Source organism: Rhodococcus sp. Ni2, assembly GCF_021352185.1.
GTDB classification, from domain to species: domain Bacteria; phylum Actinomycetota; class Actinomycetes; order Mycobacteriales; family Mycobacteriaceae; genus Rhodococcus_F; species Rhodococcus_F qingshengii.
The window spans coordinates 1,492,081-1,516,158 of record NZ_WOXZ01000002.1 but is presented as its reverse complement, the minus strand read 5'-3'; the positions used below and the strand labels follow the sequence as shown (position 1 = coordinate 1,516,158).

Here is a 24,078-nt window from a genome sequence, read left to right as displayed (position 1 = left end):
TGAGCTCATGGTGAGCATTCTTTTCATAGAAGACGATCCAGCCGTGGCCGAGGCAATCACGTTGGGACTGAACCGACTCGGGCACGACGTCAGCCATCGCCCCGACGGTAACGGTGATTTCGACGACGTCCTCGGCTCCACCGACCTCGTCCTACTCGACCTCGGGCTGCCGGGTGCCGACGGTTACGAGATCTGCCGACGTATCCGCACCCGAAGTTCGATCCCGATCATCATTCTGACCGCTCGATCCGACGACATCGACACCGTCGCCGGCCTGGAAGCCGGTGCCGACGACTACGTCGTCAAACCGGCCAGTCCGCGCGTCCTCGACGCTCGTATCAAAGCCGTCGTGCGGCGCTCGGCACCCGCAACGACGCGCCCGGATGCGACGCCGGGTGCAGAGACGTTCGGCGACCTGGAATTGGATCGGTCGTCGCTGCAGGTCCGCAAGGCCGGGATGCTGCTGACCCTCACCCCGACCGAACTCCGACTGATCCTGGCGCTGACCGAGAACCCCGGACAGGTCCTGAGCCGCCGACAGTTGTTGTCCGCAGCCTGGGACCAGGAGTATCTGGGTGATTCCAGAATCGTCGATGCAGCAGTGCAGCGGCTGCGCGGAAAGATCGAGGACGACCCGGCCGCACCGACCGTCATCGAAACGGTGCGCGGGTTCGGGTATCGCTTCAACACCAGCCCAGCCCGATGAGACCGACCTGGCTTCAGGTCGACGGTCTGCGAACCAGGCTCGTGCTCGTGTTCATCGCAATCGTCGTGATCATCGCCGGGGCAACCGCGGGTGTCGTCTCGTTCATGGCGCGGTCGTGGATCTATTCCAACGCTCAGGATGTCGCGACCGCACAATTTCGCGACGAACTGCAATACGTCAACGGAACACCGGTAGACGAGTTGACGCCTGCCAACCTCCAACAGATCTTCCAGTCCGACATGACGCTGATCGTCGACGGCGAAGTCATCCGTCAAGGATCCGTGGATGCGGCGACCATTCCGCCCAGCTTCGACGAAGGTTTGGACAGTCCGAAGCTGATCCGTTTCGAGAGGCTCGACTCCCAGCGCATCATGTTGGGAATGTCCGTCAATGTCGTGGACATGAGCGCGGACGACAGCTACGACAACGAGACATTGGTCAAAGCCGTCACCATCCGGCCGCTGGTAGGAGTGCAGGACAAGTTCGACGACCTGCTTCGAGCTGTCGGCCTCACCCTCGCCGCCGGTGTGTTGGTGAGCGGACTACTCGGGCTGTGGATCGCGTCGACGCTTGTCCGTCCGCTCAAACGCCTGGACAAGGCGGCCGCCCGCGCTGCCGACGGCGACCTCAGCGTCCGACTCCCCGAAGACGGAGTAGCCGAACTCGCCCAGGTCACAACAACGTTCAACAACATGGTCGCTCGCAACGAAGCGGTCATCCGAGGTCTGGAAGAATCGGAAGAGCAGTCGAGAAGGTTTGTCGCAGACGTCTCCCACGAGCTCCGGACGCCGCTCGCAGCACTGGTGCCGGTCAGTGAGATCCTCCGTGAAGAGATCCCCAATCTTCCGCCCGACGCCGCCGCTGCCGCGCGCATCGTGAGCAGTGAGATCGGCAAGCTCACTCGACTTGTCGAAGACCTCATCGAAATGTCTCGCCACGACTCTCAGCAAGCGCACCTCGTCCTCGACGACGTCGACCTCGTCGAATTGACCGAGCGCACACTCGAGAGCCGCGGATGGACAGACACCGTCGAACTGCGCGCACCCGAAAGTGTCAGCGCCAGAGTCGATTCGCGTCGGATCGACATTGTCGTCGCCAACCTCGTCGGCAATGCACTGCGCCACGGAGCGCCCCCGGTTCGCGTCGAGTTGAGCGTCGAATCCGGTTTCTCCGTCATCACCGTCGTCGACCACGGCCCCGGCATCTCACCCGAAGACCGGCAGGCGATCTTTCGGCGGTTCTACAAGGTCGACACCGCGCGCGGACGCAGCGAGGGCAGCGGACTCGGACTCTCGCTCGCCGTCGAGAACGTGCACCTGCACGGCGGCACCATCGGCGTCGACCAGGTGGATGGTCGCACGGTCTTCACGGTTCGCCTGCCCCGTCGCTGAACCCTTCCCGAGCGAACGTACCTTTCGGCGCACCCAAGGCGATCGTCGTACCGTTCGCTCGAAAAGGGGTGGGCACTTCGCACCCTGAACCGTCCGCGTTCGACCAAATAGTGGGATTCTGGTTTCAACATGTGAAACCACGCGAGTAGCGTCGGCATCGTCGAACAGCGTAGAGATCGGAGGGCACCATGACGCAGGCGTCGCGGCTGGAAAAGACGGCCGTCTCCCCGAAGGCGTGGACGATGCTCGGAATCGGCGTCGCAGCCCAGGCCTCAGGCACCGTCTTCGTCAGCACCCCCGCCTTTTTGATCCCGCTGCTGCATTCCGAGCACGGCCTCTCGTTGACGCAGGCCGGAACTCTGGCCGCTGCACCCACTTTCGGCATGGTTCTCACGCTGGTGGCGTGGGGAGCGATGGCTGACAGATTCGGCGAGAAATGGGTCATCTCCATCGGGCTCGGCCTGACGGCGATCGCCGCGCTGGCCGCGACCACCACCGACAACTACACCCTCCTCGGGATCGCATTTCTGCTGGGCGGAATGGCTGCGGCGAGCACCAACGCTGCCAGTGGACGTGTTGTGGTCGGCTGGTTTCCCAAGGATCGGCGCGGCCTCGCGATGGGAATCCGGCAGATGTCACAGCCCCTGGGCGTGACCATCGCGTCGCTGACCATCCCGACTCTCGCTGCGAACGTAGGAATCGGTTCGGCCGTCGGACTGTCGGTAGCTCTCAACGGCGTTCTCGCCCTGATCTGCGCCGTCGCATTGATCAATCCCCCGCGGCCGGCGGCGCGGCCCACAGACATCCCGGTCGAAACGGTAAATCCTTATCGCTCGAACTGGTTCCTGTGGCGCATTCACGTCGTCTCGGCACTGCTGGTGTTTCCGCAGTTCACCCTCTCGACATTCGGTCTGGTCTGGCTGATCAGCGAGCAAGGATGGGACGCTGCGCCCGCTGGGCTCCTGATCGGGATCTCCCAGTTCGTGGGTGCACTCGGACGCATCGTTGTCGGCATCTGGAGTGATCGCGCCGGAAGCAGAGTAGGCCCGCTGCGGTTGGTTGCCGTCTCCGCGTCTGCGGTCATGTTGGCAATGGCGGCAGCCGGCGCAGCGCCTTGGGGCGTTCCCGCCTTGATCCTGCTGCTGGCAACCACTATCAGCGTCGCCGACAACGGTTTGGCATTCACTTCCGTGGCCGAAGCTGCCGGGCCGAAATGGCAAGGAAAAGCATTGGGCGCACAGAACACCGGGCAGTTCATTGCCGCGTCAGCAGTGGGCCCGGTGGTCGGTGCGCTGATCGGCGCGGTCGGCTACCCGCTCGCCTTCGCGATAGTCGCGGCATTTCCCGCCGCAGCAATTCCCTTGGTGCCCAGCCGCGATCGCGACATCAGCGTCTAGTCCCTCATCGGATTCGGTTGCACTGCAGGTCCCGTCAGATCACAATGCGGCTTGCAGGCAACCGAATCCGCTTCCTGAACAGGCTCTACTGTCGGAGTTCGGATCAGCGTCGCGGCGATCGCTGCACCGACCAACAGCAGTGCCACACAGATGTACATCGCGTACCGGAACCCGTCGGAGAAACTCGTCGGATCGACCAGACTTTCGGCGTCGATACCCACGAGGGCAGGCAAGGCCGCGACGGCAAGAAGTTGGCTCGTGCGAGCAACGGCATTGTTCACACCGGATGCGATTCCGGACTGCTCCACCGGTACCGAACCAAGCACCGCGGCGGTCAACGGCGCGACCATCACCGCCAGGCCGAGCCCGAACACCAGAACTCCCGGCAGCACGACGGTCAGGTACGACGCATCCGGGCCGATCCGCGTCATCAACACCAACCCCACCGCGGCAACGGCGGGCCCGACCGTCATCGGCAACCGCGGTCCGTGCGTCTGCGCGTAACTGCCCGCGCGCGAAGACAACAGCAGCAATGCCAAGGTGATCGGTACCGTTGCGACGCCGGCAGCCACCGGCGAGTACCCGGCAACCAATTGCAGTTGCAGCACGAGCAGGAAGAACACACCGCCCAGCGCCGCATAGACCGCAAGGGTCACCAGATTAGCCGCGACGAACATCCGCGAGCGGAACAGGGACGGCGGCACAAGGGCACTCGGTGAGCGTCGTTCCACCACAACGAACAGGCAGAGCGCGATCACTCCGATCAGCCCGACTATCGGGTTGACCTCGATCAGCCCGTACGTCAGTGCGCCGAGACCGACTACTGCGCAGGCAGATCCGACCACGTCCAGGTGCTCGGGCGGATGCGGGTCGCGGCTCTCCGGTACATGGCGCACCGCTGCCCACACCACGACGATCGCCAGCGGGATATTGAGCAGGAATACCGATCGCCATCCCGCCACTTCCACCAGCCAACCACCGAAAAGCGGTCCGATGGCGCCGGCAACACCACCTAAACCCGACCACAATCCGATTGCCGCGCCGCGGTCCTCCTCACGAAGTGACGCGGAGATGATGGCAAGGCTGCCAGGTGTCAAGAGCGCAGCTCCCACTCCCTGCAGGATTCGTGCAATCACCAGAAACGTGATGTCCGGTGCAATTCCGCACAGCAACGACGCGACCGCGAACCAGACCGTCCCCCACACGAATACCCGTCGCCGACCCCAACGATCACCGAGGGCTCCCCCGAGCAGAATCAGCGACGCCAAGGCCAAGGTGTAACCGCTGAGCGTCCACTGCAGTCCGGCGACACCGGAACCCAGTTCTTCACCGATGTGAGGAAGAGCAATGTTGACGACGGTGCCGTCGAGGAGAGCCATGCTCGAGCCGAGAACGGTGGCGGCGACAACCCAACGCCCACGCTTCGACGCGAGCGCCAGTGGTTCCGTCATCGGTCCATGGTGCGCCTTCGCACGCAATCGCGAAAGAGCGCGCGGGAATTCAGTCGATCTGGCGGCGATGTGCCCAACGCGTCAACGCATTGCGATTGGACTGCTGAGTCTTTCGCAGAACGTTCGATGCGTGAGTCTCGACCGTCTTCACGGAAATCACCAGGTCCTCGGCGATTTCACGGTAGGTGTACCCACGTGCCAGCAATCTGAGCACTTCGAGTTCTCGCGGAGTCAGCGAGTCGAGTTCCGGATCGAGTTGCGGCTCGGGTGCGTTGGAACGCCCGGTGAAGGAGTCCAGTACGAAGCCTGCCAGGCGAGGCCCGAACACTGCGTCACCACCGGCAACGCGTCGTACACCCTCGGCCAGTTCGGATCCCGAGATCGTCTTGGTCACATACCCGCGCGCGCCGCCGCGGATCACCGCGATCACGTCCTCGGCCGCATCGGAAACGCTGAGCGCCAAGCACACCGGGCCGGAATCGATTCCGCGCAGAACTGCCACTCCACCACCGTCAGGCATGTGGACATCGAGCAGAACGACATGCGGTTTCGTCGAGTTGATACCCGCGATCGCCTCAGCGACGCCACCGGCTTCACCGACTACGTCCATGTCTGCCTCGCGCGAGAGTTCCGCCCTCACCCCGGAGCGGAACACTGCATGATCGTCGACAAGAAATACGCGGTACGGGGGCGGCGCAAGCGAAGTCACTGGGGCTGTTCCTCGGGGTTGTCGACACGGTCAGCAGTCTGGTCCCACTTTAGAGCAGAGTCACCGAGCGGCATGTGCACGCGGATCTCGGTGCCCTTTCCGATGTCGGATCGAACCACGACGCGGCCACCCCGTCGCTCGATGCGACCACGAATCGACTTGGCCAAGCCCTGACGGTCCTCCGGCACCGCATTGACGTCGAATCCAACTCCGCGATCACGAACGAACACACTAACCTGGTCGCCCTCGACCTCGGCGAAAAGATTGATTTCCTTCTCCCCCGAGTGCTTTGCCGAGTTCACGAGAGCTTCACGCGTCGCACCGAGGAGCGCGGTGAACGCTTCCTTGGGCAGACCGTTCTCGACGCCTTCGCCTTCGAGTTGTACGTCGCCGACCGTGACGGGGCGGACCGTGACGCCATGCTGGTCCTCCACTTCACCGGCGATGATCTTCAGACCTTCGGTCAGGCTCGTGTGGTCGATATCCCCGCCGCTGAACAACCACTTGCGCAGCTCGCGTTCCTGACCACGGGCCAGGCGCGCCACCTCTTGCGGATTGTCGGACTGCTTCTGAATCAGCGCCAACGTCTGAAGTACGGAGTCGTGCAGATGCGAGGCGATCTCTTCACGTTCGTCGTTGCGAATACGAGCCGCACGCTCGGCGCCGAGAGCCCGCCACATCCGCAGCCACAGCGGCACCGTCAACAATCCGACACCGATCAGCGTCACCACCACGGCCAGCAGGGACGAGCGCAGTGCTTCGAGGTCGACCTGAGCGAGGACGACGACGCCGAGACCCAAGATGATCAAGGTCGCTCCCCCGACCACCCGCGCCCACGTGAGAACGGTAGGCCGCTGCGGCAAGCCGATGACGGTCCGGGGACCGTCGGAGTCGAACTCGCGCCACACCAAAGCAGCACCGATCGCGACGACGAAGAACGGTGCGAGCACCGAACCCGCCGTGCCGCTGAACAGCCAGGACAACGCGGCTGCGCCGCCCAATCCGAGTGCGATCAAGCCGTACGCCCGCTGCCGCTCGGCCGCGGACGGCTTCTGGGTGTCCGTGCCGGCTGAGGTGAAGATCCAGAGGGCGCCGTAAATCACGATGCCGGATCCGGCCATCGCCGCCAGAATCGCGAAGGCGACTCGAACCTTCAGGACGTCGATCCCGAGATGATCGGCGATACCGCCTGCAACACCGGCGACGATGCGACCGCCGGAGCGCCGCTCCAGCTTTCGCAATGGAACACCGCCCGGAATGGGCACACCCTTCTTCATGGGTACGGCATGCACCGGTACCCCGTTGACGGGCGGGCCTCCCGTGAACCCGGGAGCGGGACCGCTCACGAACGGCGGATCTGACAGATATTGCACATAGTCGATACTGGCACGAACCACTCGGACTCACATCAGGGTCCAACCCTGAATCAGGGCGGCGCCCCTGGCCCCGATCGTCACAAAGATCAGGGTTGGCCCTGATGCGCGGAGGCCGCCCCGGAAGCCAGGATTGATTCATGAACAATCCGACTTTCCAAGAACAGATCCAGGATCTGTGGCGGACCCGCCCCGTGCGTCTGCCGGCACAAGGTCACGTGGCCGGGGTATGCGCCGGAATCGGATACCGGTACGGCATCGACCCCATTCTGGTACGTGTCGCGTTTGTGGCCTCCACTATTTTCGGCGGCTCAGGCATCCTTCTCTACCTCGCCGGGTGGTTGGTGCTCGCCCGCGCCGGTGACGGATCGTCCCCCGCACAGTCGTTGATGGGCCGCGGACACAGCTCCGATTCCAGTACCAAGACCATCGTCTTGTTGGTGGCTCTCGCCATCGCGGCTACGACCGTCGGGCCTGTCGGCGTCGGCCTGGGTGGTTCCGGTCTGATCGGGCTGATTCTGATGGTCGGAGGCCTGTGGCTGCTCTACCAACGAGCGCCGGTCCCGCCTGCACTGCCACAGAGCACGTCACCGTACGTCGGCGCGGGTACCGCGTATCCAGGCACGGGATTCACGCCCGGGCCGTTCACTCCCGGATACTTCGCACCCAATCAGCCGCCCGTGTACACGCCGTACACAAAACTCCCCGACAGCTACGTGCCCGAGGAACGGCCGGCCGAACAGTCACCGCAATCTCAGGCCGATCATCCGACGATCAACCTGTCGAAGGACCCGAGCGCTTCAGCCGCCGCCAATCCGACCGAGGTGATCGGCGAGGCCGCCATCACACCGCCCTCCTGGGATCCGCTCGGTGTCGCTCCGTTCGCCTGGGATCTCCCGGACCCGGCAGTCAAAGCCACGCCGCTGCTGCCTTTGCCACCACGTAAGCGTCGCTCGCGATGGACGCTGACAGTGCTCGGACTCGCGATCATCGTCGCCGCCGTCACCGGGGCAGCGGGCGCGGCAACCGGCAACGAGTGGTTCACTCCCGGCCGAGTCGGTGCTGTCGGACTCGCCGTCATCGCGCTCGGCCTGATCCTCGGGGCATTCTTCCGCAAGGGGTACGGCCTGCTGGTCGTCACCGGACCGCTCGTGGGTTTCGTGCTTCTCGCCTCGTTGGTCTACCCGATCGATTTCGACGCCTCGGGTGAGCAAAGATGGACTCCGGCAACCGCTTCCGAGTTGGAGCCGTCGTACTCGGGAGCCTTCGGAAGCTTCACTCTCGACCTCAACGGGGTCAAGTTCACCGAGGACAAGACCATCGACGTCGCGGCGTCGTTCGGTGAGTTCGTCGTCATGGTGCCACCAACCGTCAACGTCAAGAACAGCTGCACCGTCGTCATGGGTGACGGATCAGGTTGCCTCGACGGCGGAATACACCCGGGCCGTGATGTGACACCGGATTCGCCCACACTGACCATCAACGCCAAAGCAACGTTCGGCAGTCTGAAGGTGACGCAATCATGAGCGAATACGACGAGACCACAGAGCACGACGAGACCCGAGAATCCAAGCGCCCCTCGGCACTTCTGCTGATCGCCGGACTGGCCGCACTACTGGTCAGCGTGTGGGCGTTGGTCGGGCCGTTCTCCCTGGCGCCGGCAGCGAACATTCAATTCCGTTGGCTGTTCGTCGGTGCCGCCGTCGTGGCAGGACTACTGCTGGTGATTCTGCCGAATCGGCGCAACCGGAAGTAAAACTGCTGTGCGCCTTTATTAACCGCGGGGGGTTAATAAAGGCGCACAGTTGTTTTTACTCCCACTCGATAGTTCCCGGCGGCTTGCTCGTCACGTCGAGGACTACGCGGTTCACGTCCGCAACCTCGTTGGTGATTCGAGTCGAGATGCGCTCGAGGGTCTCGTACGGCAGACGCGTCCAGTCCGCGGTCATCGCGTCTTCACTCGAGACCGGACGCAGCACGATCGGATGACCGTACGTCCGGCCGTCACCCTGCACGCCCACGCTTCGGACGTCGGCGAGGAGAACTACCGGGCACTGCCAGATGGTTCCGTCCAAGCCTGCAGACGTAAGCTCTTCGCGCGCAATGGAATCTGCCTGACGCAGGATCTCGAGGCGATCGCGGGTGACCTCACCGATGATGCGGATACCGAGTCCGGGACCGGGGAACGGCTGGCGTCCGACGATCTCTTCGGGCAGGCCGAGTTCGCGGCCCACTGCACGGACCTCGTCCTTGAACAGCAGACGCAACGGTTCGACCAACTTGAACTGCAGGTCTTCCGGCAGCCCGCCGACATTGTGGTGGCTCTTGATGTTTGCAGTTCCCGTGCCGCCGCCCGACTCCACGACGTCCGGGTAGAGCGTGCCCTGGACGAGGAAGTCGACGGTCGCACCATGAGATGCGTTCTCGCCCAGAACATCACTGACTGCGCCTTCGAAGCTGCGGATGAACTCGCGGCCGATGATCTTGCGCTTGGTCTCGGGATCGGTGACGCCTGCCAGCTCACCGATGAAGGTGTCCGCGGCATCCACGGTGATCAGACGAGCGCCGGTTGCCGCGACAAAATCCTGCTCGACCTGCGTGCGCTCACCGGCTCGCATCAAACCGTGATCGACGAAGACGCATGTCAACCGGTCGCCGATTGCGCGCTGAACCAAAGCCGCAGCGACAGCGGAGTCGACGCCACCGGACAGACCGCAGATGGCGTGTCCGTCTCCGACCTGCTCGCGAACCTGCTCGATCAGCGCATCGGCGATGTTCGACGCCGTCCACGCTGCCGGAATACCGGCAATCTCGTGCAGGAAGCGGCTCAGGACCTGCTGACCGTGCGGGGAATGCAGAACCTCAGGGTGGTACTGCACACCGGCGAGCTTGCGGGCGCGGTCCTCGAACGCCGCGACGGGAGCACCGTCGCTCGTCGCGGTCACCTCGAAGCCGGAAGGCGCTTCGGTGACGGCGTCACCGTGGCTCATCCATACCGGCTGCGTCGAGGGAAGACCGTCGTGGAGCAATCCGCCGGATACCGCGATATCGGTACGGCCGTATTCGCGGGTACCGGTCTCGGCGACGGTGCCGCCCAGGGCGCCTGCCATTGCCTGGAATCCGTAGCAGATTCCGAAAACCGGAATGTCGTGATCGAACAGTGCGGGATCAAGCTTGGGAGCACCGTCTGCGTAGACACTCGAGGGCCCACCCGAGAGCACAACAGCCAAGGGGTTCTTGGCCACGATCTCCTCGACGGTCGTGGTGTGCGGAATCACCTCCGAGTAGACCTTGGCTTCGCGAACTCGCCGTGCGATCAACTGCGCGTACTGCGCCCCGAAGTCGACGACAAGAACTGGTCTCTGCTGCTCGATATCTGCCACAGGTGCAGTCTAATCGCCGCAGCCAGCGCTTCTGCGCATGCATGGACTCAGCCCGCTACTCGGCCGAGCGAGCGCGAGGTACGTCACTACAAAGGCCGCCCCTCAAAACTGCGCGGCGACCTCGCGCGGATCTAGACCACCGTCCAGGTCAACGGCGCCCCAATCACCCGCACCTTAGCTTCGGCAATCAATTCAGCAGCATCATCGCAGGCCAGAGCCCGAAATGGACGAAGGGTGAATTTTCTGGACGTTTGACCGATTCGCCTGAACCAAACGTCCAGTAAAGGTAATCTCGCCCGTCAAGTGATCAGGATCACGATCGCAAACGGCCGGCGCCGCCGAACGGCGCTCACCTCGAGGAGGACCTGTGCGTCGATTCATACGACGACTCGCCATACCTGTCGCAGCTGTGACGGCTGCCGCCGGACTTCTAGTCCTCGGCACGCCGGCCACTGCTGACGAAGCCCCGCCGACCACTTTCACCGGCACGACCGACAACCTGATCTTCACGAAGAGTGTCATCGGGAACGCGGCAGTTCACCCAGGCGACACCGTCACGTACAAGACCGAGATCAAGCACAACGAAAGCGGCATCGAACGGTCGATCGCAAAGATCCGTGACATCCCGCCCGCAGGATTCGTCCTCGTGCCGGGCAGCGCCAAGGCCACCTACCTGGGGGTGACCAACCGGGCCACGATCAGCAACGAATCAGATGGCGGAGTCTCCGCGAAGTGCTCGAGCGGCTGCACCTTCCTGGTCGGTGGATTCGTCGTCAAGAAGAACCAACCCGTCACGCTGGAAGCGACCTACACGGTCCCCGTCGGCACAGCATTCGGGACGTACGACAGCGGCATGCTCTTCGACGTCAACGCCTTCAGCACACAGCAGGGTCTCAACCCGATCAACGTCAACGTCCAGGTAGTCGACCCGTCTGTCGCCACCGGAACCACACTGGTTGCACCGGCAACGGCGAAGGTCGGCACGCCGGTCGACCTGACCGCGACAGTTTCTCCGTCCGACGCGAGCGGCACCGTCCAGTTCAAGGACGGCGGCAACGACATCGGCTCGCCGGTCCCGGTTTCGGGCGGTAGCGCCACCCTCTCCCACACTTTCGACAGCGTCGGCGCCCACGACATCACCGCCGCGTACAACGCCGGTCCGGGATTCCACAGCTCGACCTCCGGAGTCCAGACCGTCGACGTCTCCGCGGACACCACCACCACGATCTCGGCCCCGAACGCCGCGCTGGTAGGTGACAGCATCACCGTGAGCGCTGTCGTCACACCGGCAAACGCCGTGGGCACGGTGCAGTTCAAAGACGGCGAGACCAACCTCGGCGCACCGGTGGCTGTAGTCAACGGGACGGCTTCCCTGACCCGCAGCTACGACGCTTCGGGCACCCACAGCTTCACCGCAGTGTTCACCGGCGAGGCCGGTTACGGCGATTCCGTCTCCACCGCAACCCAACTCGACGTCAGCGATCCCGACTGGGGAACCACGACCACAGTTGTCGAACCACTCACCGCTGTTGTCGGTGAACCGACCAACCTCTCGGCCACCGTCTCCCCCATCCCGAGCAGCGGAACCGTGACGTTCAAGGTCGACGGCGCCGAGGTCGGTACCGCACCGGTCGGCACGGGTGACGGCGTCGCGATCCTCCCGCACACCTTCGCATCAGCGGGCGCTGCAGCCGTGACGGCAGAGTTCTCCGGCGGAACCGGATTCATCGGCTCCACGTCCACGTCGTTCACTGTGAACGTGACCGATCCCGAACCCGCCCGCGCCGACACCACGACGTCTCTGACCGTCAGCGGCTCGGCTCAGGTCGGAAAGGCATTGCAGCTCAAGGCCACCGTCGCACCCGGAACAGCAAACGGAATGATCCAGTTCAAGTCCGGCACGACGCCCATCGGCGCACCCGTTGCCGTCGTCAACGGCGTCGCGACACTCACGCACACCTTCGACGACGAGGGAACGTTCGGCCTCACTGCCAACTTCGTCGGCGACGCCGGTTGGAAGAACTCCGTCTCCGGCCCGACCGTCGTGCAGGTCGGCACCGCACCGACCGACGGCGGCGGCACCGGAAGCGTGGACACCGGTTCGCTCAGCGGCCTCATCCCGCTCTTCGGAAGCTAGTCCCCCACATCAGCTTTGGACACCACTCCCGTACCCAGCTCAGGAGAATCCATGTTCGTGTACTCCAGACGTCGCATCGCGGCGCCGATCGCCGCCACGGCACTCGCCAGTGGCGTCATCCTCGCGGGAATCCCCGCATCAGCGGCCCCCGTGACAACAACCTTCGGCACGAGTTGCCTGGCAACCCCGTCCGCTGTCGCCGGTCCGACCACGCAGTCACAGTCCGGCTCGGTCATCGTTGACGCACCGGAATCCATCGGCGCCGGTGAAACCTTCGAAGTCACCATCCAACCCGGCCCGATCGCCTTTCCCGGCTCCGCTTCGGGGGCGACCGTCCAGAACGTCTCCCGCATCAAGGTCGACGTCGACGTTCCTGCGAACGCCACCCTGGTGGAAGCCACCATCGTCCCCGGCACTTCGGCGGGGCTCAGTGGTGTAGCGCCGAACATCCTGCGCGTCAACGAGAACGGCAACGTCGATCCCAACGGAACGATTCTGCGCCTCTCCGGAAACAACCAGGTCATCGGAAACAGCCCCAGCTCGAGCATCAACTCCGAGGGCGGCATCGTCGTCAAGGCGACCGGCAAGAACGTCGATGGTTCCAACAATGCCGACGGCTACACGCAGTTCCAGCTCCCCCAGGTCAAGGCAGTTCTCAAGGCCGGCGATTCAGGGGACGTCGCGATGAAGGTACGCACCGGCGGCAGCGCGGGAGCGTGGAACAACGATCGCAACTTCCTCACGTTCCTCCCCAAGGCCACCCTGGTCATCACCGCCTGGGCACCCACGCGATGCACCCCGCGTGACGCCGAGAACGGTCCGCTCAACAGCGGCGCAGGCCCCCTCGCCACGACGCGGATCATCGAGGCGGACAAGGCAACCACCACCACAGTCGTCGGACCGGCCAACGCCAAGAACGGAACTCCCGTCACCCTGTCAGCCAACGTGAGCGGCGGCGCAAACGGTGGAACCGTCCAGTTCTTCGACGGCGACAACCCACTCGAGGACGCCGTGCCGGTAACCGGAGGGTCGGCCAGCATCTCCCCGACCTTCACCGAGGACGGACCGCACTCCATCACCGCGAGCTACAGCGGAGCCCCCGGGTTCCTGGCGTCGACGTCGGCGTCGGCCAAGATCGTGACCGTCACGACCGATGCACCGCCGGACGCCGTGACCACTACCGCCACGGTGTCGCCGTCGACCGCGAAGGTCGGACAGGACGTCAACCTGACTGCCAAGGTCGATCCGCAGGGTACCGGCGGCACCGTCGATTTCATCGTCGACGGCACCGAAACGGTCAGTGCTCCGGTCGGAACCGACGGAGTTGCCGTCGCTCCGTACACCTTCACCTCGACCGGAACGCACAAGGTTGTCGCGAAGTTCACGGGCTCACCAGGATTCGCGCCGTCCGCTGCCCCGGCATTCCCGGTCAGTGTGACGACGCCGGCTCCGGCCGACGTCGAGACGACCACGGTTCTCGACGCCGTCGGAACTGTTCAGAAGAACACCCCGGTGACGCTCAAGGCAACGGTCGATCCGTCCGGCGCCACGGGCAAGGTCCAGTTCAAGGTCGGTGACACCCTCATCGGTGGACCGGTCGACGTGGTCAACGGTGTCGCAACGGTACCGGCGACATTCTACAACTCCGGGACCTACAGTGTCACCGCCGAATTCGTGGGCGCTTCGGGCTACACGGCCTCCGCATCCGCGCCGCAGACCCTGACCGTCCCCGGCGATACGGACGGCGGGCCCGGAGGCGGGACCGGCAGCCTCGACCTCGGCACTCTGTTCGGGTCGCTAGGAGGCTGACACTCTGAAACAGAGATGGGGCGTGTCGTCGAATCCTCGACGACACGCCCCATCTTCGTTCGCGGCGAACTATCCGGCTGCCGGCTCCGCCGGAACAGCGGTAGCTGTCTTGCCGCCGGTGATCTTCACGATCGGCAGGACCAGCGCGGCCGGGGCCGACGCCGGCACCACAGGCGACTTGGGTGCAATCGGAGCCAACCGCTCGTAGCCGCTGCCCTGGGCGGGACGCAGGTCGGTCTCCCCCTTGTTCGGCCACAGCGAGGCCGAGCGCTCGGCCTGAGCGGCAATGGTCAGCGACGGATTCACACCGAGGTTGGCCGAGACCGCTGCGCCGTCGACGACGCTGAGCGTCGGGTAGCCGTACACGCGGTGGTACGGATCGATGACGCCGTGATCGGAATCCGACGCGATAGCGCAACCGCCGAGGAAGTGCGCCGTCAGTGGAACGTTGAAGATCTCGCCCCACGTGCCGCCCGCGACGCCGTCGATCTTCTCGGCAACTCGACGCGTCGCCTCGTTGCCCTCCGGGATCCACGTCGGGTTCGGCTGACCGTGGCCCTGCTTGCTGGTGACCTTGCGTCGACGGAACAGGCCCTTCTTCGTGTACGTGGTGATGGAGTTGTCGAGGTTCTGCATGACCAACGCGATGATCGTGCGCTCACTCCAGTCCTTGACCGTCAACATGCGCAACATCTGGTACGGATTCTTCGCAACCACACCGAGGAACTTGATCCATCGGGGCGTCTTGCCGCCGCCGTCCGTCATCAAGGTCTGCAACAGGCCCATCGCGTTCGATCCCTTGCCGTAGCGGACCGGCTCGATGTGGGTGTCGCTGCTCGGGTGGAACGACGAGGTGATCGCCACTCCGCGGGTCAGGTCGAGTGCGGGATCGACCTTGTACTTGCCTGCGCCGACAATGGATTCGGAGTTCGTTCGAGTCAGCTCGCCGAGCTTGTCGGAGAGCTTGGGCAGCGCTCCGGTGTCCTTCATGTCGAAGAGCAGATGCTGAGTGCCCCACGTTCCGGCCGCGAGAATGACGTTCGCAGCCGTGTAGGTGCGGCGGTTCTTTCGTCCGAATGCACCGGTTCGCTCGGTGAACACGTCCCACGAACCGTCGCGAGCCTCACGAAGCCCGGACACGGTGGTCATCGGAATGATCTCGGCGCCGGCTGTCTCGGCAAGGCCCAGATAGTTCTTGAGGAGCGTGTTCTTCGCTCCGTGACGGCAGCCCGTCATGCACTCGCCACACTCGATGCAACCGGTGCGCTCGGGTCCGACGCCGCCGAAGTACGGGTCCTTCGCCTTCTTGCCAGGTTCACCGAAGTAGACGCCGACGGGCGTCTGGATGAACGTGTCGCCGACACCCATGTCATCTGCGACGGACTTCATGATCTCGTCGGCGGGCGTCATGTGCGGATTCTGCACGACGCCGAGCATCTTCTGAGCCTGCTCGTAGTACGGCGTGAGCTCGCTGCGCCAGTCGGTGATGTGCGCCCACTGCTTGTCCTGGAAGAACGGCTCCGGCGGCTGGTACAGCGTGTTGGCGTAGTTCAACGACCCGCCGCCGACGCCTGCGCCCGCGAGAATGAGGCAGTCGCGCAACAGGTGCACGCGCTGAATGCCGAAGCACCCCAGCTTCGGAGCCCAGAGGAACTTCTTGAGATCCCAACTGGTCTTCGCGAAATCTTCGTCGGCATACCGTCGGCCGGCTTCGATGACGCCGACCTTGTAGCCCTTCTCCACGAGACGAAGCGCGCTCACGCTTCCGCCGAACCCGGATCCGACGATCAGTACGTCGTAGTCCGTTGCCCGTTGCTTGCCCATCAGGACACCTCCACCGTGAACCGTAGTTACCCGCCAGTATGCACCTATCCCTTGTGACTACCACCACAAGGGGCCCCATAAGCGTAACCGCAAGTATCAGGAACGGAAGAAAGTCCTGCACAACGAACTGTGGCCCCGGTTCACGAAGAACCGGGGCCACAGAAAGGTACAAACTACGCGCGGACTGTCAGCCCGACCTTCTGGAACTCCTTGAGATCGGAGTATCCGGCCTTCGCCATCGACCGACGGAGACCACCGACGAAGTTCAGCGAACCGTACGGATCGTCCGAAGGGCCGCTCAGAACCTGGTCCAGACTCGGACGCTCACCATAGGAAACCGGAAGAAGTGCTCCACGCGGAACCGAAGGATGAGCCGCCGCGGACGGCCAGTACCAGCCACCACCCGGCGCCTCGGCAGACACGGCCAGCGGCGTGCCCAGAACGGCAGCGTCGGCACCGCAGGCGATGGCCTTCGCCAGATCACCCGAAGTTGCGATGTCACCGTCGGCGATGACGTGGACGTAGCGTCCACCCGTCTCGTCGAGGTAGTCGCGCCTGGCTGCTGCAGCATCGGCAATGGCCGTGGCCATCGGAACGCCGATGCCCAGGACCTCACCGGTGGTGGTTGCGCCCTCGGTAGACCCGTACCCGACGATGACACCGGCAGCGCCGGTACGCATCAGGTGCAGCGCGGTGCGGTGGTCACTGACCCCACCCGCGACAACCGGAACGTCGAGTTCCGAGATGAACGTCTTGAGGTTGAGCGGTTCCTGCTCGGTGTGCACGACGTGCTCGGCCGAGATGATCGTGCCGTGGACGACCAGGAGGTCGATGCCCGCCTTGATCAGCTCCGGCGTCAGTGCGCGCGCATTCTGCGGACTGACGCGAACGGCAGTGGTGACCCCCGAATCACGGACCTGCGCCACCGCAGCTGCCAGAAGACCGGCCTGCAGCGGAGCCGCATGCAGCTCCTGCAGGTAGCGGATGGCCGCGTCGACGCCACCGTCCTTCTCGGCGATCTCGACGAGACGCCGGAGCTTCTCCTCGACATCGGGGTGACGGCCCCACAGGCCTTCACCGTTGATGACACCGAGGCCGCCGCGCTTACCCAACTCGATCGCGAAAGTCGGCGAGACCAACGCGTCGGTGGGATGTGCGAGGACAGGAATGTCGAACCTGTAAGCGTCGAGCTGCCAAGCAGTCGACACCTCCTTCGACGAACGAGTTCGCCGGGAGGGAACGATGTTCACATCGTCCAACTCGTAGGTACGTCGGGCCGTTCGACCCATGCCGATCTCAACGAGGTCGCGCACGCGCGCCCCTTTCTCGTGTACTGGTTGCTAACGAGCGGTGTAGTTGGGTGCTTCGACAGTCATCGTGATGTCGTGCGGATGGCTTTCCTTCAAACCGGCCGCCGTGATCTGGACGAACTGAGCGTTCTGCAGGTGCTCGATCGTCGCCGACCCCGTGTATCCCATGGCAGCGCGCAGACCACCGGTGAGCTGGTGCGTCACCTGCGAGAGCGGGCCACGGAACGGGACACGTCCTTCGATGCCTTCCGGAACCAACTTGTCCTCGGACAGCACGTCGTCCTGGAAGTACCGATCCTTGGAGTACGACTTGGCCTCGCCACGCGACTGCATCGCGCCGAGCGAACCCATTCCGCGGTAGCTCTTGAACTGCTTGCCGCCGACCAGAATCAGTTCGCCGGGCGATTCAGCGGTACCGGCCAGGAGTGAACCCAGCATGGCCGTCGACGCACCTGCGGCAAGAGCCTTCGCGATGTCTCCGGAGAACTGGAGTCCACCGTCGGCGATGACGGGCACACCGAGAGGCTTGCACGCGGCAACCGCTTCCAGGATGGCCGTGACCTGAGGGGCACCGACACCGGCGATGACGCGGGTGGTGCAGATGGAACCAGGGCCGACTCCGACCTTGACGGCATCGACGCCGGCTTCGACCAGTGCCAGAGCACCCGCGCGCGTAGCGACGTTGCCACCGATGATCTGAACCCGCTCGCCCAGTTCACGCTTGAGCTTGGCGATCATGTCGAGAACGTTGGACGAATGCCCGTGCGCACTGTCCACCACGAGTACGTCCACACCGGCATCGGTGAGCGCCATCGCGCGCTGGAAGGCGTCATCGCCGGCACCGACTGCAGCGCCGACGAGCAGTCGACCGTCACGGTCCTTGGTGGCGTCGGGATGCTGCTCGGTCTTGACGAAGTCCTTGACCGTGATCAGACCGGTGAGCTTGCCGTTGCCGTCGACGATCGGCAGCTTCTCGATCTTGTGCCGACGAAGAAGGCCCAGTGCCACGTCAGCGGTGACGCCTTCCTGAGCGGTGATCAGGGGCATCTTGGTCATGATCTCCGCGACCGGGCGATTCTGGTCGACCTCGAAACGCATGTCCCGGTTGGTGACGATGCCAACCAGCTGGCCGGCGTCGTCGGTGACAGGCAGACCCGAGATGCGGAAACGAGCGCACTTCGCATCGACCTCACCCATCGTGTCGGTCGGCTTACACGTGACGGGATCGGTCACCATGCCGGCCTCGGAACGCTTGACCGTCTCGACCTGTCCTGCCTGGACCTCAACCGACGAGTTGCGGTGCAGAACACCCATGCCGCCGGCGCGTGCCATCGCAATTGCCATGCGCGACTCGGTGACGGTGTCCATCGCAGAACTGACCAACGGAATCCGCAGACGGATGTCGCGGGTCAGTTGACTGGACGTGTCGACCTGGCTCGGGATGACGTCGGACGCAGCCGGCAACAGCAGCACGTCGTCGTATGTCAGTCCCAGCATCGCGACCTTGTTGGGGTCGTCTCCTCCGGTGTGTACATGTCCTGCAGAACTACTCATGCGGTCAGGACCCTCCATGGACCTAGATTCGCCCAGGGCGACCGCTGTAGCAGCCGCCTCGAAACGGATTACGAAAGCTGGATATCGGATAGAAGGCGCCTGCACGGAAAGAAATTCCTGGCACCTTTTCCCGGCGTTGCACACCATGGTATCGGCTCACTCAAAGGTCCGAACCATCCCACCCACGCTGCGTGTACGCGTAACAAGTGGCGCTGACCCCCCTGACCTGCGTACCGTGGTGCTGTGCGTGATCAACTGCCCCCCGGTCTGCCGCCAGATCCCTTCGCCGGCGACCCAGCTGACCCCTCCGCGGCTCTCGATGCCATCGAGCCGGGTCAACCACTCGACCCCCACGAACGCCAAGCGGTCGAGGAGGATCTCGCTGACCTCGCTGTATACGAGGCACTCCTCGCTCACCGCGGTATCCGCGGTCTCGTAGTCTGCTGCGAGGACTGCCAACAGGATCACTACCACGACTGGGACATGCTGCGCGCAAACCTGCTGCAGCTGCTCGTGGACGGAACCGTCCGCCCCCACGAGCCTGCCTACGACCCGATGCCTGAGGCATATGTCACGTGGGACTACTGCCGTGGATACGCCGACGCGTCGATGAACGAGGCGATGCACGGCGACGGTTTCGACAGCTGAGCGAAACCTCACCCAAGCTCATACGAAAGTGGCCGACAAGCAATTGCTTGTCGGCCACTTTCGTATGAATTCAGATCGGAACGATGCCGATCAGAGCGGGTCTCAGGGCGGCGGTGACGAGAAATCACCGGACGGCGACGAGGCAGGCGCCAGAGACGTCGTCGTCGTGGTGGTGGTCGTTGTCGTCGTGGTTGTCGTCGGCAACGAGGTCGGAGGCGTCGAGGAAGCCGACGTCGGCGGCAACTGCAGCTGCACTCCCGGATCTGGTTTGGTCGAACTTGTCGGTTCGCCAGGTCCCTGAGGATTGAGCGGTTTGACCGAGGAGCCCGGAATTGCCGTGATCGAAGTGGTCGGGCCGGCCGGCTGACCACTCGTCGGCGGCGGCGCTACAGGTGACGTGGTCTCCTGGACCTGCGTCATCAACTTGCCCCAACGCTCGACGAGGTCGGTCTTGTCCTGCGAGTCCTTGACCGCATCGGCACGGTGAGCTGCGTTGTCCAGCACCATCTTTGCCGCAGGAATGTCTCCGGCAGCCAACAGCCGCTCGGCCTTTTCCAGCTCGGAAGTCGTGTCGATCTTCGCAACTGTCGAGTTGGCCTCGTCGGCGAAGACGACCTGCTTGACACCCCACAGGGCATCGCCGGGCTGGGCGTCGTACGCCATCGCCGTCGCGCCACCGAAGACCACTGCTGCAACAGCTGCAGCGGCGGCGATCGGACGAACCACACGCAATCGAGAACGGGAACGGGAACGCTGACGATCGGAGAAGCCGGACGGCGTCGCTGTGATTGCAGCGATGACATCGTCCAACAACGGACCCTCGGGCATCGGAGTCGCAACGACATCGTCACGCCATTGCGAGAGGATCAACGCAAGTTCGTACTGTTCGGTGCTATCGGTTGCTACCGGCCCACCATTCGAAATGGATTCGATCAGCGCATCGTCACGCCGAACCGCAGCCAAATCCACTGGCGTACCGTCGTCGGCGAGATCACCGAGATTCGAAGCGTCATGCCCCTCGTCTCTAGCCAAAGCTCTCACCTGCTTTCGTCACTTCTTTTTTCAGTTTCGCGATCGCTCTGTGCTGAGCGACTCGTACAGCTCCGGCGGTACTACCGACGGCGACGGCCGTTTCCTCGGCCGACATCCCGACCACCAGGCGAAGTATCAAGATTTCTCGATGCTTCTCCGGAAGTGTGCCGAGAAGTTCGTGCATCTGTCTGCTGGACTCCGAATCGAGAGCCCGCTGTTCGGGACCATCATCCAGTGCTATTACATCCGGTACTTCGGAAACGGGCTCCGACTTGTTACGGGCGGAGCTTCGATGTGCGTCCGCAACCTTGTGCGCGGCAATTCCGTACACAAAGGCCATGAACGGGCGTCCCTGGTCCTGATATCGCGGCAGCGCGGTCATCACGGCCAGACAGACTTCCTGTGCGACGTCGTCAGCGGACAGGTGTCCTCTCTCGGCCGCACCCACTCGACCGCGGCAGTAGCGCACCACCATCGGTCGGATGTTCTCCAGAACCAAAGCTAGAGCTGTACGGTCGCCCTGCGCAGCAGCGGCGACCGCGGTGTCCAACTCATCGCTCGTATTTGTCATCGTCAGCGAAAATCCTGGCGTTACAGTGGCACCTCCCGAGCGGGTGTGCTCCCGCTCTCAGCGGAACCCTCTAAGAGTAACCATCCGGACCGACTGGTCTCCGCATACCTGCCCAGCAGTCGCGATATCGATACAGCTCCTTCTGGAATGTTCTCCGGAGACTTCGGTGGCGTGGTTACGACAAAGGTAGGAGTGATCCACCACGCATCGCAATCAGATCGCCGATCTCCCGGGCACTCGGTGAGGTTCTCTCACCGCTGACACCTTCGATCAACAGAGACGACGCCCAGGCCAGGGGCAGCAGGCCGTATTGCCGGCACCGCGCGAACACATCTGCTGCCGTCTTCACGGCTGCGCTCGCGTCTGTTCCGGTCAGCGCGGCGCTACGCAGCAGATCCGACTTCACGCGGTGCCGCACAGACTCCGATTCCGCTGACAATTCGACGGCGCGTTCTGCGTGTCTGCGGGCACGAGCGAAGTCGCCTCCCGCCAACGCCAATTCTGCGGAGACCCATTCGATCCGAATTTCCTGCCGCCACAGCCCGCCCTCGGCATCCAGACGCGCCCGACATTGCGCCAGCAGGCGCCAGCCGAGCGGGAGCCTGCCACAGCCGAGGGCGTCTGCGGCCAGACCGGTCAGAGCGTCACAGGCAGCCTCTGGATCACCTGGCAGGCCGCCGACGATCGCCAGTGCGCGCCCGTCCCACGTGGACGCGAGTGCATGGCGTCCGCTCTGGCGAAGAAACGACGCCCTCGTGCTGGCAGACAGAGAGGCAAGAACTCGATCCGAGTGCGTCGAGAACCCGGCCGTGAGCCGATCGAGGACATCCAATGCAGCCCGCGCTCTTGCGTAGTGGCCCTGACCACCCAGCACTACTGCCGTTGTCCACCAATCTCGGGCAGAGCAAGGCGCCGGGAGGCGGTCGAGATCCGGATCCGCACCGAACGCGGCAGACTCGAGGGACCCTGGAAGTGCAGTTGTTTCGTTGGGCACAGGTGATTGAGGGCGCGCAGGTGTCGACACAGGTTGATCATCGCAGCAGCACGAGCAGACATTCGCACGACCGGCGTCACACCAACGATGCCAAAAGTCGCACGAAACACGAAAAGGCAAGTTTGTCGGAGTTAATCAGATATTCAACTGAGATTTGCCAAATGTACTCGTAATGATATTTAACGGGCATATATCCGTGACGTTAACTGCGCATTACTTATTGGACGGATGTCCTAGTTGAAACTTGGGCACTAAGTCCCGAAATGGAGTGCAACCCCGCCCACGCAATATCGGACAAATGACGCAAACCGAGCCGAATGACCGAGTGATTTCGCCGGGCGATCAGCCTCGAACATATCCCTGATCTGTAGGTTTCGCATCTCGAGCAGCCGGGCTTGCCGGCCGCCACCTCGATCGACCCAATTTCGACATCGGCGCAGAACAACGCACGAGGGGCCCGAAATGTAAATATATACTTCGTTAACTCTCGCATTTCGATATATGCCGATCGCCACTGAACGAGCCTATTGACGCGATTTACTCAGCACCCTTACGGTTAGCAAGCGTGAACGATTCAGAAGGCCCGGATAACCTCCGGGCAACTTGGTCCGCTCGTTGATCAACGCGAGCTTGCAGTAAGGAGTCAACATGCCTGCACCGAATCACCTTCCAGGCCCCAACGCAGACATCTGGGACTGGCAGATGCACGGTCTGTGCCGCGGAGTCGACTCCTCCATGTTCTTCCATCCCGATGGCGAACGCGGTAGAGCACGTGCCCAGCGCGAAACCCGCGCAAAAGAGATGTGCCGTCAGTGCCCGGTCCTGATGCAGTGCCGCAGCCACGCGCTGACCGTCGCCGAGCCGTACGGCATCTGGGGAGGAATGTCGGAAACCGAACGTGAACTACACGCGCGCCACCGTCGCACCACCCGCATAGCTTCCTGATACACGTAGGTAGAGCGCACTAGGCCCCCGAGAGTTTTCGGGGGCTTTTGCGTGTGGACGGGACACCGTCGAAAAGAATTTCCGACACGACCCATCCGACCGACGCCCGCCTCCGAATGCCTTCTGACAGTGCACCTCAGCACATCCCTTCAGGAAGGCAGACCCATGAACACCTCTACTCGAGTTCTGGCAGTCACCGCAGCAGCCTCTTTCGCCGTCTTCGGCGTGGTCGGTTGCTCCTCCGACGACAACGATTCGTCGACCGACACGTCCAGCGCCGCCATGACGTCTTCTGCCATGGGATCGAGCATGTCTCCCAGCAGCGCGATGGCGGAGCCTGCTTCCGATCTGGTCGGTGCAGGTTGTGCCGACTACGCAGCTGCAGTGCCGAGCGGCGCCGGATCGGTCAGCGGAATGGCCCAGGATCCGGTTGCCACAGCGGCATCCAACAATCCGTTGCTCACCACCTTGACCGCGGCAGTCTCCGGCCAGCTCAACCCGGACGTCAACCTGGTCGACACCCTCAACGGTGGCGAGTTCACCGTCTTCGCACCGATCGACTCGGCATTCGCCAAGATCGACCCCGCCACGATCGACAGCCTCAAGACGGACAGCGCCACGCTGACCAAGATCCTCACCTACCACGTGGTTCCCGGCCAGATCGCCCCTGACGCGATCGACGGAACGCACCCCACCGCCGAGGGCGGAACGGTCACCGTCACCGGATCCGGTGACAACATCAAGGTCAACGACGCAACTGTCGTCTGCGGTGGAGTCAAGACCGCAAACGCCACCGTCTACCTCATCGATTCGGTGCTGATGCCGCAGTAGTCCCCACCTGCTG

At 63.6% G+C, this 24,078-nt stretch carries 20 protein-coding genes; 10 read left to right on the top strand and 10 right to left on the bottom strand.

Going from position 1 to position 24,078, the window contains the following annotated elements:
• Nucleotides 1-7 precede the first annotated feature (7 nt).
• From GN300_RS20600 to GN300_RS20590, 3 genes are all read left to right on the top strand, one after another.
• On the top strand, nucleotides 8-706 hold the full coding sequence (locus tag GN300_RS20600; protein ID WP_063316689.1) for a response regulator transcription factor: 699 nt from the start codon (nucleotides 8-10) through the stop codon (nucleotides 704-706).
• Nucleotides 703-2,097 carry a cell wall metabolism sensor histidine kinase WalK gene (locus GN300_RS20595; protein ID WP_003940854.1) on the top strand — a complete coding sequence of 465 codons (1,395 nt, stop codon included), beginning with the start codon at nucleotides 703-705 and terminating at the stop codon, nucleotides 2,095-2,097. Before GN300_RS20600 ends, GN300_RS20595 begins: the two co-directional genes overlap by 4 nt.
• Before the next feature lie 188 nt (nucleotides 2,098-2,285).
• Nucleotides 2,286-3,494 (top strand): MFS transporter, encoded by a 1,209-nt coding sequence (locus tag GN300_RS20590; RefSeq protein ID WP_063316690.1) that lies wholly within the window; start codon nucleotides 2,286-2,288, stop codon nucleotides 3,492-3,494.
• On the opposite strand, the gene GN300_RS20585 is transcribed toward GN300_RS20590, so the two are convergent.
• From GN300_RS20585 to GN300_RS20575, 3 genes are read right to left on the bottom strand one after another with little or no spacing between them, the layout of a single operon-like run.
• Nucleotides 3,491-4,945 carry an MFS transporter gene (locus GN300_RS20585; RefSeq protein ID WP_042449833.1) on the bottom strand — a complete coding sequence of 485 codons (1,455 nt, stop codon included), beginning with the start codon at nucleotides 4,943-4,945 and terminating at the stop codon, nucleotides 3,491-3,493. The genes GN300_RS20590 and GN300_RS20585 overlap by 4 nt on opposite strands.
• A 49-nt stretch (nucleotides 4,946-4,994) precedes the next feature.
• Complete coding sequence (locus GN300_RS20580; protein WP_003940972.1) at nucleotides 4,995-5,654, bottom strand: response regulator transcription factor; 660 nt, start codon at nucleotides 5,652-5,654, stop codon at nucleotides 4,995-4,997.
• On the bottom strand, nucleotides 5,651-6,931 hold the full coding sequence (locus tag GN300_RS20575) for an ATP-binding protein (protein WP_037125680.1): 1,281 nt from the start codon (nucleotides 6,929-6,931) through the stop codon (nucleotides 5,651-5,653). Before GN300_RS20575 ends, GN300_RS20580 begins: the two co-directional genes overlap by 4 nt.
• Nucleotides 6,932-7,167: 236 nt before the next feature.
• On the opposite strand from GN300_RS20575, the gene GN300_RS20570 reads away from it, so the two are divergent.
• The gene (locus GN300_RS20570; RefSeq protein WP_007727507.1) at nucleotides 7,168-8,553 is read left to right on the top strand and encodes a PspC domain-containing protein; all 1,386 of its coding nucleotides are present in this window, start codon (nucleotides 7,168-7,170) and stop codon (nucleotides 8,551-8,553) included.
• The gene (locus GN300_RS20565; RefSeq protein WP_003940832.1) at nucleotides 8,550-8,783 is read left to right on the top strand and encodes a hypothetical protein; all 234 of its coding nucleotides are present in this window, start codon (nucleotides 8,550-8,552) and stop codon (nucleotides 8,781-8,783) included. Before GN300_RS20570 ends, GN300_RS20565 begins: the two co-directional genes overlap by 4 nt.
• A gap of 55 nt (nucleotides 8,784-8,838) precedes the next feature.
• Here the strand turns inward: GN300_RS20565 and guaA are convergent, their stop codons facing one another.
• Nucleotides 8,839-10,410 carry a glutamine-hydrolyzing GMP synthase gene (gene guaA / locus GN300_RS20560; protein ID WP_007727510.1) on the bottom strand — a complete coding sequence of 524 codons (1,572 nt, stop codon included), beginning with the start codon at nucleotides 10,408-10,410 and terminating at the stop codon, nucleotides 8,839-8,841.
• A gap of 367 nt (nucleotides 10,411-10,777) precedes the next feature.
• Here guaA and GN300_RS20555 point away from each other — a divergent pair, with 367 nt between their 5' ends.
• Both GN300_RS20555 and GN300_RS20550 read left to right on the top strand, forming a co-directional pair.
• Nucleotides 10,778-12,547, top strand: a complete 1,770-nt coding sequence (locus GN300_RS20555) for an Ig-like domain-containing protein (RefSeq protein ID WP_063316691.1) — start codon at nucleotides 10,778-10,780, stop codon at nucleotides 12,545-12,547.
• A gap of 51 nt (nucleotides 12,548-12,598) precedes the next feature.
• Nucleotides 12,599-14,356: an Ig-like domain-containing protein gene (locus GN300_RS20550; RefSeq protein ID WP_003940813.1), complete on the top strand. Its 1,758-nt coding sequence runs from the start codon at nucleotides 12,599-12,601 to the stop codon at nucleotides 14,354-14,356.
• 69 nt (nucleotides 14,357-14,425) lie between these two features.
• Here the strand turns inward: GN300_RS20550 and GN300_RS20545 are convergent, their stop codons facing one another.
• The 3 genes from GN300_RS20545 to guaB all read right to left on the bottom strand — a co-directional run bounded on the left by GN300_RS20545 (nucleotide 14,426) and on the right by guaB (nucleotide 19,044).
• The gene (locus GN300_RS20545; protein ID WP_063316692.1) at nucleotides 14,426-16,180 is read right to left on the bottom strand and encodes a GMC oxidoreductase; all 1,755 of its coding nucleotides are present in this window, start codon (nucleotides 16,178-16,180) and stop codon (nucleotides 14,426-14,428) included.
• Nucleotides 16,181-16,353: 173 nt separating this feature from the next.
• On the bottom strand, nucleotides 16,354-17,493 hold the full coding sequence (locus tag GN300_RS20540) for a GuaB3 family IMP dehydrogenase-related protein (RefSeq protein ID WP_003940976.1): 1,140 nt from the start codon (nucleotides 17,491-17,493) through the stop codon (nucleotides 16,354-16,356).
• 27 nt (nucleotides 17,494-17,520) lie between these two features.
• Nucleotides 17,521-19,044 (bottom strand): IMP dehydrogenase, encoded by a 1,524-nt coding sequence (gene guaB, locus GN300_RS20535; protein ID WP_003940903.1) that lies wholly within the window; start codon nucleotides 19,042-19,044, stop codon nucleotides 17,521-17,523.
• A gap of 243 nt (nucleotides 19,045-19,287) precedes the next feature.
• On the opposite strand from guaB, the gene GN300_RS20530 reads away from it, so the two are divergent.
• Entirely contained in the window at nucleotides 19,288-19,692 is a 405-nt protein-coding gene (locus tag GN300_RS20530; protein ID WP_003940777.1) for a DUF5319 domain-containing protein, read from the top strand.
• 102 nt (nucleotides 19,693-19,794) lie between these two features.
• Here the strand turns inward: GN300_RS20530 and GN300_RS20525 are convergent, their stop codons facing one another.
• The 3 genes from GN300_RS20525 to GN300_RS20515 form a co-directional block, all read right to left on the bottom strand.
• The gene (locus GN300_RS20525; RefSeq protein WP_230359675.1) at nucleotides 19,795-20,733 is read right to left on the bottom strand and encodes an anti-sigma-D factor RsdA; all 939 of its coding nucleotides are present in this window, start codon (nucleotides 20,731-20,733) and stop codon (nucleotides 19,795-19,797) included.
• On the bottom strand, nucleotides 20,717-21,295 hold the full coding sequence (locus GN300_RS20520; protein ID WP_003940953.1) for a sigma-70 family RNA polymerase sigma factor: 579 nt from the start codon (nucleotides 21,293-21,295) through the stop codon (nucleotides 20,717-20,719). The genes GN300_RS20525 and GN300_RS20520 overlap by 17 nt, the downstream gene beginning before the upstream one ends.
• 175 nt (nucleotides 21,296-21,470) lie before the next feature.
• Nucleotides 21,471-22,169 carry a hypothetical protein gene (locus GN300_RS20515; protein ID WP_007728619.1) on the bottom strand — a complete coding sequence of 233 codons (699 nt, stop codon included), beginning with the start codon at nucleotides 22,167-22,169 and terminating at the stop codon, nucleotides 21,471-21,473.
• A gap of 768 nt (nucleotides 22,170-22,937) precedes the next feature.
• Between GN300_RS20515 and GN300_RS20510 the strand changes: the two genes are divergently transcribed.
• Entirely contained in the window at nucleotides 22,938-23,234 is a 297-nt protein-coding gene (locus tag GN300_RS20510; RefSeq protein ID WP_003940939.1) for a WhiB family transcriptional regulator, read from the top strand.
• Nucleotides 23,235-23,399: 165 nt separating this feature from the next.
• Nucleotides 23,400-24,065 (top strand): fasciclin domain-containing protein, encoded by a 666-nt coding sequence (locus tag GN300_RS20505; RefSeq protein WP_007728616.1) that lies wholly within the window; start codon nucleotides 23,400-23,402, stop codon nucleotides 24,063-24,065.
• Nucleotides 24,066-24,078: the final 13 nt, after the last annotated feature.